This window comes from Vibrio sp. McD22-P3, from assembly GCF_021568915.1.
GTDB classification, from domain to species: domain Bacteria; phylum Pseudomonadota; class Gammaproteobacteria; order Enterobacterales; family Vibrionaceae; genus Vibrio; species Vibrio mediterranei.
Genome location: NZ_JAKGTN010000013.1, coordinates 171,131 through 184,334, shown reverse-complemented (window position 1 = coordinate 184,334; position 13,204 = coordinate 171,131). Strand labels below are relative to the sequence as shown.

Sequence of the window (13,204 nt, the reverse complement as noted above, 5' to 3'; positions counted from 1 at the left end):
GGTAAATCGTTCACAGGGTTAACCGTTAGAGTCCCTGCCGCTTGGATGGTTTCCAGTCCGTCAGAGACATCAAAGGCAAGGTTGAGGTCTCCGTTAAAGTTGGCATCAGGCGTAACGGTAAACGACCCATCTGGATTTTCACTGACACTTGCATTACCGCCTACGGTTACATTGGTCGCGGTTAAGTCATCACCATCAACATCATTGGCTTGTGATAACAGCTGGTTTTGTGACAGTGTAATGTTTCCATCTTCATCCAGCGTATAAGCAATGTCACCGCTGACTGGAGCATCATTAACCGCAAGAACATTTACGTCAAACGTAGCTTCGACCTGTGCGCCATCTTCATCGGCGATGACAATATCAAGCGTAACCGTTCCGTTGAAATTCTCATTAGGCGCAAAACTGCAGGTTCCATCGTTGTTGACGGTGAAGATGCCATCATTACCAGAGTAGCTGACCTCGACCAAAGCACATCGCCCTCTACATCGGAAGCGCTAGAGAGCAACTGAGTTTCATTAAAGATTAATACATTGTCTTCATCGACGGTGTAAGATGCGGTACCAAAGACTGGGAGATCATTGACTGACTCCACTAGTACATCGATAGATGCCGTAGTTATTGCTGTGCCATCGGATACACCATAACTTAATGAAATATCGCCATTAAAGTTCTCATTGGGAGCAAAAGTGTAACTACCATTACCAAGATGAGTCAGTACACCTTGATCACCTTCATAAGTCACGTTATCGATGGAAAGCTCATCGCCATCTATGTCACTGGCACTGTTGAGTAAATCCGTATCAGTAAAAGTTAAAAGACCATCTTCCTGAATTTCATAATCCATACCACTGACAACAGCGGCATCATTTACGTTATCGACTTGGACTTCAAATGACGTTTCAGTTGTCTCGGAATCAAAGGCGTCATCCTGTTGCGATTGAACAAATTGTTCATCGCTTAATACATTTACCTCAAATGTTTCTTCTGTTGTTGCGGTATCGCTGCTTTCGTCCTGAGCGGCTCGAACCGAAGGCGAAACGGACGGTTGTGCTTGTGTAACTGCATCACTTGGAGTGGAAGAACCACCAGCTTGAGTATCAGGTTGAGTTTGCTCTCCACCTACCGCTTGCGCGCCCGCCCCACTAGCCGCGCCATTATCGGCTTGCGGTTCTGACTCACTAACGTTTGAATCTTGTGAATCGATAATATTTGATTGGCTGTCCTGTTGCTGTGCAGCTCCGTCATTTCCTGATTGTGTGGATTGTTCTGATGCAGCATTAGAATCATCTTGCTCTGCTCCTGCACTAGTCGGGCTATCGCTGAGAGCTTGGTTTATTTCATCCGAAGCATCGGCATTATCTGCTCCAGTCGCAATAGTAGTGGCAATGGTATTTTGTTGATTTTGCTGTGCTTGCTGTTGGTCTGTATTGGTATCTACTGTAGATACTTGTTCCACAGCATCATTAAGTGGATTGTTTTCGTTGTTTGTCGCCATACCTGCCCCCAGAAGCACATTGCCTAATGTCAAGTAATCAACAAATTAGTAAATTAATTTTGGATTAGTAGGAAAGTTTAATCTGAGGCAATTAAACCAACTAGAAGGCCTAAGCGCTCATACCTAACATTTATCTTTGAAAATTATCCGGTTATATCCTTAGCTATTCTTCAAACGGTCTAGTTCATTCAATGAAATGAATCAGCATTAAGTCAACCTAGCCTTCTTGATGAGGTTTAAAGTAAAGGTGAGATCGTGAGCAAGAACAGTATTGAGAAACACATCAGAAATGCATTAATTCAAAACTCGTCAGTAAAAGGTGATGCGCATTTGGATGAAGTAAAGATTAAAAGCGCTATGACTCCAGTTCATAAAGCTCTGCTATTGACGTTTCTCGTATCTATGGTTTTGCTCGTAATAGCGTCACAAGCGCGAATAGATATTGTCGTTTCTTCTCGAGGAGAGTTGCTTCTCGACTCAGATATTGAACGTGTACAGCATCTTGAAGGTGGTATTCTTGATGAGTTATTGGTTAAGCCAGGAGACGTTGTTTACGAAGGTCAACCTATCGCTAAACTAAAGTCACTAGACCGGAATTCGTTACTGTCCACCAATGACTCAGAAGTCACTCAATTAGAAATGGATCGTCTGCGCTACCAAGGGTTGATCTCAGGTCAAGAGCCCAATTTTTCCGAGTTTAGTGACTTTCCAAAATTAGTCAGCCTCAACGTGCAAGCTTGGACGCAAGAAAACAGTAAAAATCAATCCAGTGAGACGCTTATTGAACATGACATAGAGCACAAGCGAAATCTTGTAGATTCTATGAAGCGCAGAAAACAGAGCTCCAACAATCAACTCAGGTTGATTCGCAAACAACTGGGGATTAAACAGACATTATACAAGGAAGAGATGGCCTCATATGTCGATGTCCTGAATATGCAAGTTCAGGAGTCGAATATGATTCGTGAAATTGAAAACCTTGACGAATCGATCATGAATGAGAAATTCCAACTGGAGCGCTTAGACAAGCAACTTGCAGATCTGGTTGCGAATCGAAACTCAGAGTACCAAGCACAGATTACTCAAATAGAAAAGGAGCTCAATATAAAGCGGATTCAACGGCCACAATTGTCGGATAAAGTTGACCGATTAGTCGTATATGCACCTGTAGATGGTGTTGTTGATAAAGTGCATTTCAATTTCCGTTCCGCAGTGATTCCGCCAGGTGAAAGTATTGCTGATATCGCACCGCTAAATAATCAGCTTCATGGTGAAGCAAAAATCCCAAGAAAAGAGATGGGATTTGTTGAAGTGGGTCAACAGGTAAAGCTTAAGTTTGATACTTACAATTTTTCTAAATACGGTTTTCTTTCTGGAACCATTACCTCCATAAGTCGATCTTCTTACGAAGAAGAAGAATCAGAATATTATCTCGCTAAGATTCTGATTGACCACGATTATCTAGAGCGCTCTGGCACTAAATACAGCCTGTCACCTTATATGGAGTTCACCGCAGACATAAAAACCGGAGACCGCCGAGTAATCGAGTACGCCATGAAGCCTGTCATGTCCGCGATTGATGACGCGTTTGACGAGCGATAGCGGGAGTGAAATCAATATGAGACCAAGGCATCAAATTTACACCTTTCCAATCATTAAACTCGGCATTGCGTCGTTGATGATCCTGTCCTTGTTCGGCATTTGGTTGACGTTACAGTTTTATTTGTCCCACCCTTCTAAACAGGACTTTACTACCCCGTTAATTTCGCAAAGTCGACTCTTAAACCAACAGTTAGAAACCACAATATTAAACTTAGATACATGTATTAATGGTGGCCGTTGTGAGGGTGTTAACTCAAGTTTAACCCTTCTGATGGGGGCACTTTCGGAGTTTAAATCGCTAGCTTCAAGTGATAAATCTCAGGTGAGTTTGGTCGGTGCTGTTGAGTATAGTCACCTAGAACTTGCGAGTTTGAGGTTTCAAGCGATAGACAATACTTCACTAGATGATTATCAAAGACTGAGGGAAGCGCTTAGTAGAGATTATGTAGAGATTCGTAATCGATTTGATGACCTCTTTTATGTTGAGCATCAGCAAGCTATTAACGAGCTTAGGTCTAGTATTGATAAACTTTTTCTGCTATTTCCGGTTATAGCATTAATCGCTATTTTTGTTGTATTAGGTGGATGGCATCGACTTAAGAAGACGGCAAGAAACAGACATTCTATCAATGAGAGTTTTCAGTCTCTCTCATCAAGGTTGGATTCTCTCGACTCCAAATCAATCGACGATATTTTGAATAGCGCGCACCTAGACCCTATCGAACGCAATATATACTCTAAACTGAGATTGGTATTTGAAAGGATGGATCAGCAACAAAAAGATGCGGATCTAAATCAACAACTGTACGGGTTAATCGGTTATGAAATACGGGGAATTACCAGTACGATCAAAGGCGGCATCCAGTATTTAGTTCAAGACTCAGAAGACGGTCGTGCGGTATTAGCACAAGATATTACCTCTGCTGCAGATACTTTGTCTGAACTTGCTGAGAATTACAACCGACTGCTATCTCAAGGGAGAGATAAGGGTAATAGCCATTTCTCTTTTCTTAACACTCTGTCTGAATTGACCGTTCACCTCAAAAGTAAATTGCATCGAGAAGAGCGAGATATTGAATGTGATTTCAATACCAACCTTCCAAATACCATTGTCGGCCATCAAACTAGCCTTTTTTGGATTCTGTTCCTCAAACTTTCGAGCGCAGTACAAATTCAAAATGATAAGCAAGTCCTGTTTCAAGTTGAGATAAAAAGCTCAGATAACGTCGATCAAACACGAATGTCGTTGTCCGTTACCTTTCTTACTCACTTGAATGTTGAACGTAGCAAGATTGATTCACTTCATTGGTCAGAACGCAGTGATATAACCGCTTCTAATGATGAATGGACGGAATCTATTCTGAGTAATGTTAGCTATTTCGATTCTCGTTGGTATGAGTCGGGACAACAAAGACGTTATGTCATTGAATTTGATATGGAAGCTCAAAACTTCTTCACCTTCAAATCACAACGACTTATTAATCGACATTTTGTTCTTTGTAGCCAAGGTAAGCTCTCTTTAGACCTGTTGACTAACTTGCTTACCTCTCAGGGGGCTAAAGTGACACTATGTGAGGATCCTAATGACCTATTTAGAGTGTCGGCCAATAGCTCCAGCATTGATGCGATTCTCATTTCAGACACGATAGAAGGCATACAAATGGACGCGTTTGCCAAAACACTCAGCGCCCGATTAAAACAAAATGAGACCAAGTTGTTTCTCTTAGCACACCATGCTGAAGGCATGCAAAACGCGTTCGAGTATGTAGACAAAGTCTTCTTTACCCCTGCTCTCCCTTATGAGTTTATTCCTAACCTGACTGAGGCGTTGAACGCAGAGTCCGTTGAGGAAACTTTGGAAAATAGCTCATTCTTGATTGTTGAAGATGACAAAGTGCAACAATTCTTGCTCAAGAGAATTTTGATGAAACAAGAATATAAAGCCGACACGGTTGGGGATGGAACTGAAGCGGTAGATTGGGTCAAAGCTCAGCGCGCTGACATTATTTTTATGGACTGCATAATGCCAGGTATGGGAGGCATTGAAGCGACCAAGCTCATCAGAAAACATGAAAGTGATAATGGCTCTACAACACCTTCAACAATTATAGGAGCCACTGCACTTACCAGTGTTGCTGAGCACAAAGCGTGTATCGAAGCAGGTATGGACTATGTCATTAGCAAACCATACAAGAGTGATGAAATTATCAAGGTGATTAAGAAGTATGTTGCATTTCAGAAGCTCAATTAGCCTTTTAGTTGGCATGACCGTCACTATGACAGTACATTCTGCAACCGTATTGGAAGCGGTAGAGATTGGGTTAAACAACAACGTATCTCTTATTGCCAGCCGTAAAGGTGTTGAAGAAAGTGCCTACGATGTTGACGTGAGTCGCTCAAGTTTCTTACCAACGATCTCTGCGGATGTAAAAACGACCTGGAACTCTAATACGACTCGTTTAAGCGGTGTCAGTGATACCAATGCAAGCTACAACGATCATGGTTATGGTCTGTCTCTGACTCAGAGTTTGTTTAATCTTCGCGATATCTATGAATATGGAACCAGTAAACTGGATTTCAGCATTGAAGAAGTAAAAAACGAGGCAAAAACCCAAGAAGTCATTCAACAAATTACTGAGCAGTATTTCGAGTTCTTAAAAAACGGCGCAAAAATCCGAGCGACGAAAGCTGAACTCGATTCGTCGATGGCTCGCCTCAAGCAGATGAATCGAAATGTGTCTCTTGGTAATGTCGCAGCAAGTGAAGTTTATGAGGTGGTAGCGCAAAAGGAAGGCATTGTTAACCGGCTAAGAAGTTTACAGAAAGACAAAGACGTTATCTTAAACCGTCTTGCCTTGTTAACCCAGTATCCGGTAATTCCCTCTCAGGATTTAAAAGGTCAAGTACTGCTTAGTGAAATCCCGTTAGATCAACAACAAGACTTGTTAGGACAAGCGATGAAGTTTAACAACGATATCATCTTGTCCCAAAAAACCGTGGAGCGAAGTTATCGTACATTAAAGGAAACGGGCTCGAATTTTGCTCCTAATCTATCGGCAAACGCAAGTTACCGACATAACGATACGAATAACTTCGACCTGTCGACTAATCCGAACTCAACCGGGATATCGGATGATAAATCTGTTGGGCTTGTGCTTTCTGTGCCTATAACCTCTGGTGGTTCAGACTATTACTCCTACCAAAAAAACAAAAAGACGATTGAACGTAATGAACTGCTATTAACAGACAGTCAAAACACAGTTCGCAATGATGTGGAAACATCTATTCTCAACTTGAATGACTTTTCCCAGTCGGTTTTTACCTATGAGACCATCATTAAGGCTAACTACTCCTCATATAAAGGTATTAAACGCGCCCATAGTTTAGGTACGCGAACAATCACAGACCTACTCTCTGCCGAAAGTAAGTTGTTTAACAGTATTAGAGATTACGAGAGTGCTAAATATAACTATGTCATCGAGTCTATCAAGCTCGACCGGCTCGTAGGTAACTTGTCGCCTCTAACCATTGAAAAAATCATGCAGATGATGGATGAAGCCTCCAGTATTCGCTATCAAGACGTTATCCCAGAGCATTTAAAAGACAACTAGCCAGAGTTGATGGCCAGCGACTTATGAAAGTGAGAACTTAGAATGGACACAGCGTACTTCTCTCAGAAAATATCTTGGATGGATAAACTTTATCTAACCTTCTCGACAATAATGTCGACGCTTTTTGCGCTAGTCTTGCCATTTTCAATCTTGATCATTTTTGACCGAGTATTGCCAAATCAAGCAACGGATACGCTGTTTGCTCTTTTCGCCATTATTCTTGTGGCTATCTATTTAGATTACTTGCTTCGTATGCAAGAAGAAGTCATTACCGCTTCTTTGATGAAGAGTTTCGAACAGCGGCTTACCAACAAAGTGTTTAGAGCCGTATGTCTGGCTCAAATCCCCGAGTTTAGTCGCTTGGAATCCGGACAGTATTTGGAGCGCATTGCGGCGATTCCAGAGTTAAAGAATTTTTTCGGTGGTGAAGTTGTTCGTGCACTGATCAATTCGGCTGTTAGCGTGATTACCATGGTGGTTATCACCATCATTAACTTATGGGCTGGAATTGCGCTCTTTGTGGCTTCTCTAGTCCTAGCTATCGCCGCATTTCACATTTCAAATCGTAAAGTTTCTGCCCAGCAAACAAAATCAGAGATTGAAGGACTGACTAACTCAAAAATCATTGAGATCGTATCAAGCCCGTTAGATAACAAGAGTCGAACCATGGAATATCGGCTTGAAAGTTTAATGACCGATATGATTAAAACACGTGAGAAAAAGAGCATTGAGTACGAAAACCTCGAATCGCACTTCAATCTAATCTTGACCTTGATTCAACAACTATCGATAGCCGTCGTAGTGGTGTTGCTTGCAATATCCGTCATTAACTTAGAGGCAACACAAGGCGTGATGGCTGCCATCATTATGCTTACCAACCGTTATTTCTCACCCTATCAGCAAGTAATGAGGACTATTGGACGTTGGAAGCTAAATAGAGTGCAGATCATTGAGATATCGGAGATCTTAGCCTTAGAACATTTTGAAAAATCAGATGAAGTTCATGCGATTAATAGTTTTGATGACATTACGATTCAACTCGATGAAAAACAGCGAATCATTATCAATCGTGGAGAGCCAATCCTACTTCAGGGTCCTTCGGGTTCAGGTAAAAGTCATCTAACTCGAAGTCTAACTTGCGATAACGAATGCGGCGATACAGTGATTCGTATAGGTGATTCATTGTTGTCCGAGCTACCTTACCATTCATGGCGCGAACAAGTTCACCGAATCGATCGTAACAGTGGTTTCGTTGAAGGCTCAATCATAGATAACTTAACCTGCTTTAGACCTATGTTAAACGGTGCCGCGTTTACTTTGTGCAAAGGACTTGCAGTTAAAAACGAAATCGATGCCTTAGAGCAAGGGTTCTATACCCAACTGAAGGGAAATAAAACTATCCCACTATCTAGGCAAGTGCAATATGCCTTGCTGATCATTCGCGCCATGCTTAGTCAGAAGAAATTGGTGATTCTTGACGATATCGATACGGTTTTCGACCCAGACTTTGCACAGCGAGTCGTGTCTATGCTCGTTCCAAAGTCTTCTGGTCAATTTCTTATTATCGTAAGTAATAAAATCCGACCGGAATCGTATGGGTTAAAGTCGATCAAACTTTCTAAAGAGAGAGCTCACTTATGACGATACTGGTCGATTTTAATAATGTTGCCCAACGACTAAAGGATTTTGAAGCTGAAGGGTTTGAATTCAGATATCAAGAATCCCCGTTGTTACGTGGCCTTGCTTACACATTGATTTCTTTAGAATGGGAAGGCACACCAAGTATTTTATCCGATGCCTTTACCCCCGGTGATAACGACCAACATGGCTTTGAATTATCACTCTCAAGGCTTGGTTATCAGTGCCGAACGACTGAGTTTAAGCGTGCCGTCGTTGAGGATCTCAAAGCGGCTAGACTTCCTTGCTTCATAGAATTAGATAAGTTATCAGCGGTCTTGCTTGAAGTGGAAGGCAATAATGCGGTGTTATTCGATTATCGCAACAACAATACGATCTCAATTCCTATAGATGGTTTGAACTTCTCTTTAACCGTTATCTCAGAATACTCGAAGTTATTCCGAGAGCCACCTCCTGAGTCTCAAGATAAAAGCAACTGGGTGAAATACACCTTCTATCGCTACAATAATGAATTTAAGAGCTTAGTGTTCCTCTCATTGATCATTAATATTCTCAGTGCATTGCAGCCATTCTTTATTATGGGTGTCTATAATTTCGCACTCTCTTCCAGTTCTGTGTCTACCCTGTATTGGCTGACAGTGTTCGCGATATTTCTCGCATTTGCCGAGTTCTTATTTCGACGTGTTCGTATGCGTGTTCTTTCAACATCAGGACAAGATTTAGCAGTCCATATCTCTAGAAATGTCATCGCCAAACTGCTTTGGCTGCCTTATTCAATGACTTCCAGTGCTGGGGTATCATCCCAACTAGCGAGACTGCGCGATATTGACCAATTCAGGAAGCTAGTTACCGCGGAGTCTACGTTGAGTTATTTCGACTTGCCATTTGTTGCGCTATTTATTCTCGCTATCACTATTCTATCTGGCTCGGCTGCATTGACTGTCATCGCGGGCATCTTTGTAATGATCGTATTCTGTTTGTACGCTCGCTATATCTACACTCAAGCAACGTCACAAAGTTCGCGTGCAAACGCGATGGTGTCATATCAATGGAATGAAATCCTTAGAGGTATTACTACCCTACAAGGACTACCTTTGTTACGAGTTATTCAATCTAGGTTCAGAGCCGCACATGAGCAAAGCTCCAACGACGCTGCATTTGTCGCCAAGGTAAATGCTAAGATCCAAGCTATTGGTGGAGGCTTAATCCAAGCCGTTGGCACGGCAGCAATTGTTACCGCAGTCTTAGGGGTAATTGACGGCACAGCAAGTGCTGGCGCAATGCTAGCAACCGTTATCTTAGTCTGGAAAGCTCTAGGGCCAATTATGGGGATCTACAACTCTTTGGCTAAATTCAAAACTATTCAATCTTCCACTGCACAGATTAATGCCTTGATGTCACTTGATGATGATAAAACGTCGATTGAGAAAAGCCCTCCAATTAGACAGTTTAATGGTGAAGTGGCGGTGAGTGGCTTGGTTCATCGCTATCAAGGTGCGACGACGGGTCTAACGAACTTGAGCCTACATATTACCCCTGGGAGCAAAGTTGCAATCTCAGGACCAGCAGGTTGTGGTAAGACGACCTTGTTGACTCTTATTGCTGGCTTGGAGCCTAGATATCAAGGCAGTGTGCTACTGGACGGTTATAATATTAAACAGTTTAACAACTATCGATATAGAAAAGGCATTAGCTATATTCCATTTGACCTCCATCTTTATGAAGGTTCACTGGAATCGAATTACATCCTGCATAATGGCGTAATTTCAAAAGAACAAATGATGAGATCCTTTACTTTGCTCGGGCTAGAGAAATTCTTTGAGCAAGGCCTAGAGACACATATAAATACAGAGAAGCTTGCTCATCTACCTTCTGGATTGCTACAAAGGTTGAGGTTGGCCATAGGGCTCGCAGATATGAGTCAAAAGATCATTCTGATTGATGAGCCCCTGATAGGCGTTGAAATTGAACATGCGACTTATATTAATCAGCTGTTCGCCGGTGTGTTAAGAGACAAAACTGTCATCTATACAACCGTAGCGCCTACATTAATTTCTAGCGCAACACATTGCTTACTTTTGGATAAAGATGGCTCTCAGAAATACTTCGGTACGCCTGACAAAGTAATGAACGCAATGGGAACTTAAAATCTCTACTACACAATTTCTATCTAGGCAGAATATCTACCTTAACAGAATTATCACTATCGTCTGAGATCACGAATGTTACCGGCATTTCATCTTTACTTATGTTCATAGTGGCGGTCACATTTAACGCAGAACCGTCACTTTTTGAGCCCTTAATCGTTAAATCTTCTGATTTTGTGACCGCGAGCGTGTTTGTTGAATCTTGATACAGAAAACGGACATTTTTGTCTTGAAATTTGACCTCACATGGTTGTGAAGATTGACAAACAATCTCGCTAGACTCCTTATGGCTAATGGTTCTGTATGTAAATGCTGCAATTAGCACCACCATCATGATGATAATTTGAACAAGCCTACCTTTTGTTAACTTCTGTGCTGGCATATTTACGTGTTCTCCGTGTAACAAACTTCAAAGTTTTGAAATAAATGGTCAAAAACCCGACCAACCATAAGGTTACTACCCTGTTTTTGATTTGTTAATTGAAGTATTATTGTTGGCTGAAAATGCTACTTTTTGTTAAATCCCGAAAGCTGAGTAACGTTTTGATTAGGCGTTAGTTCTTCTGAAGGGTTGGGTAGCATTACGACATGTGTCGTGTTGGAAGTAAAGTGTAGTTAATTAGAAAATTGGAAGCATGTTAATGAGCCAAGAAAAGCAGCTTGAACAAGTCTACAACTATACCGTCGTACGCCAGTTCACTTTAGTGACGATTCTTTGGGGTATTGTTGGTATGGCAGTAGGTGTTTTGATTGCCGCTCAATTAGTTTGGCCACAGCTCAACTTTGATACGCCGTGGTTGACGTACAGTCGTTTACGTCCTTTGCATACTAATGCGGTAATCTTTGCGTTTGGTACCAGTGCTCTGTTTGCAACGTCTTATTATGTTGTGCAGCGTACGTGTCAAACGAGATTATTTGGGGGCCCTCTTGTCGCATTCACCTTTTGGGGATGGCAAGCAATTATTTTAGCCGCTGCAATTACTTTACCGTTGGGTTTCACCTCTGGTAAAGAATATGCAGAATTAGAATGGCCAATCGATATCGCTATTGCAGTGGTATGGGTATCTTACGCGATTGTGTTCTTTGGAACACTTATCAAGCGAAAGACATCGCATATCTACGTAGCGAACTGGTTCTTTGGAGCGTTCATCATTACCGTCGCGGTACTTCATATCGTGAACAGTATGGCAATTCCAGTATCAATGGGTAAATCTTACTCTGTGTACTCTGGTGCCGTAGATGCGATGGTTCAATGGTGGTATGGTCACAACGCGGTAGGTTTCCTTCTTACGGCAGGTTTCTTGGGTATGATGTACTACTTCGTACCAAAGCAAGCTGAACGTCCTGTTTACTCTTACCGTCTATCGATCGTTCACTTCTGGGCGCTTGTTTCTCTGTATATCTGGGCTGGTCCTCACCACCTACACTATACAGCTCTACCTGACTGGACTCAGTCTTTGGGTATGGTGATGTCTTTGGTTCTATTCGCGCCTTCATGGGGTGGTATGATCAACGGTATCATGACGCTGTCTGGTGCTTGGCATAAGCTGCGTTACGACCCAATTCTTCGTTTCTTGATCGTTTCTCTATCGTTCTACGGTATGTCAACGTTCGAAGGCCCGATGATGTCTATTAAGACAGTTAACGCATTGTCTCACTACACAGACTGGACTATCGGTCACGTACACTCTGGTGCTCTAGGTTGGGTTGCGATGGTATCTATCGGTTCGGTATACCACCTAATCCCTCGCCTATTCGGCCAAGAGCGCATGTACTCTGTAGGTCTTATTAATGCTCACTTCTGGTTGGCTACAATTGGTACGGTGCTCTACATCGTAGCAATGTGGATCTCAGGTGTAATGCAAGGTCTAATGTGGCGTGCAGTTAACTCAGACGGTACGCTGACTTACAGCTTCGTAGAATCTGTACAAGCGTCTTACCCATTCTATACCGTTCGTTTCATTGGTGGTTTCATCTTCCTAGCAGGTATGTTCCTAATGGCATACAACGCTTATAAGACAATCACTGCAACGAAAGGTAGCTTGAAAGCTATCCCTCAACCGGCTTAAGGAGATTAAAAATGAGCTCAAACTCTAACAATCGCCATGAAGTCGTTGAACGTAACGTTGGCTTACTGGCTATCCTAATCGTATTCGCAATCAGCTTGGGCGCACTTGTTGAAATCACACCACTGATTTTCCAAAAGCAAACGACTGAACCTGTGAAAAACCTACGTGCGTACAGTGCACTAGAAATGGAAGGTCGCGATATCTATATTCGTGAAGGTTGTAACGTTTGTCACAGCCAAATGATTCGCCCATTCCGTTCAGAGACTGAGCGTTACGGTCACTACTCTGTCGCTGGTGAAAGCGTTTGGGAACACCCATTCCTATGGGGTTCTAAGCGTACTGGCCCAGATCTAGCTCGTGTTGGTGGACGTTACTCAGATGAGTGGCATCGTGTTCACCTAATTGATCCTCGTGAATTGGTTCCAGAATCAAACATGCCAGGCTTCCCTTGGCTTGAGGAAAACGTACTGGATGGCAAATTGACGCAGAAGAAACTTGAGATCTTCCGCAATCAATTTGGTGTTCCATACACGGACGAGCAAATCGCAAATGCATCTAAAGACGTAGAAGGTAAAACAGAGATGGACGCCATCATTGCTTATCTTCAATCTTTAGGCCATGCGATGAAATAAGGAGGGG

8 protein-coding genes and 1 pseudogene are annotated in these 13,204 nt (G+C 42.4%); 7 read left to right on the top strand and 2 right to left on the bottom strand.

Annotated elements, in window-relative coordinates; genetic code table 11:
- Positions 1-916, bottom strand: a pseudogene (locus tag L2W36_RS27525) (cadherin-like domain-containing protein); the annotation flags it as partial.
- Between the two features lie 837 nt (positions 917-1,753).
- On the opposite strand from L2W36_RS27525, the gene L2W36_RS16675 reads away from it, so the two are divergent.
- The 5 genes from L2W36_RS16675 to L2W36_RS16655 are packed head-to-tail and all read left to right on the top strand — an operon-like array spanning position 1,754 to position 10,496.
- Complete coding sequence (locus L2W36_RS16675) at positions 1,754-3,100, top strand: HlyD family type I secretion periplasmic adaptor subunit (protein ID WP_038230523.1); 1,347 nt, start codon at positions 1,754-1,756, stop codon at positions 3,098-3,100.
- Positions 3,101-3,116: 16 nt separating this feature from the next.
- Positions 3,117-5,351, top strand: coding sequence for a response regulator (locus tag L2W36_RS16670; RefSeq protein WP_236110658.1), 2,235 nt, complete (start codon positions 3,117-3,119; stop codon positions 5,349-5,351).
- The gene (locus L2W36_RS16665; protein WP_236110657.1) at positions 5,326-6,711 is read left to right on the top strand and encodes a TolC family protein; all 1,386 of its coding nucleotides are present in this window, start codon (positions 5,326-5,328) and stop codon (positions 6,709-6,711) included. Before L2W36_RS16670 ends, L2W36_RS16665 begins: the two co-directional genes overlap by 26 nt.
- A 42-nt stretch (positions 6,712-6,753) precedes the next feature.
- The gene (locus tag L2W36_RS16660; protein WP_236110656.1) at positions 6,754-8,352 is read left to right on the top strand and encodes an ABC transporter transmembrane domain-containing protein; all 1,599 of its coding nucleotides are present in this window, start codon (positions 6,754-6,756) and stop codon (positions 8,350-8,352) included.
- On the top strand, positions 8,349-10,496 hold the full coding sequence (locus L2W36_RS16655; RefSeq protein WP_236110655.1) for an ATP-binding cassette domain-containing protein: 2,148 nt from the start codon (positions 8,349-8,351) through the stop codon (positions 10,494-10,496). The genes L2W36_RS16660 and L2W36_RS16655 overlap by 4 nt, the downstream gene beginning before the upstream one ends.
- A 19-nt stretch (positions 10,497-10,515) precedes the next feature.
- On the opposite strand, the gene L2W36_RS16650 is transcribed toward L2W36_RS16655, so the two are convergent.
- A complete protein-coding gene (locus L2W36_RS16650) occupies positions 10,516-10,878 on the bottom strand; it encodes a hypothetical protein (RefSeq protein WP_038230532.1) in 363 nt (120 codons plus the stop codon).
- A 259-nt stretch (positions 10,879-11,137) separates the two neighbouring features.
- Between L2W36_RS16650 and ccoN the strand changes: the two genes are divergently transcribed.
- Positions 11,138-12,565 (top strand): cytochrome-c oxidase, cbb3-type subunit I, encoded by a 1,428-nt coding sequence (ccoN, locus tag L2W36_RS16645; protein ID WP_006074498.1) that lies wholly within the window; start codon positions 11,138-11,140, stop codon positions 12,563-12,565.
- 11 nt (positions 12,566-12,576) lie between these two features.
- Entirely contained in the window at positions 12,577-13,197 is a 621-nt protein-coding gene (gene ccoO / locus L2W36_RS16640; RefSeq protein WP_006074497.1) for a cytochrome-c oxidase, cbb3-type subunit II, read from the top strand.
- Positions 13,198-13,204: the final 7 nt, after the last annotated feature.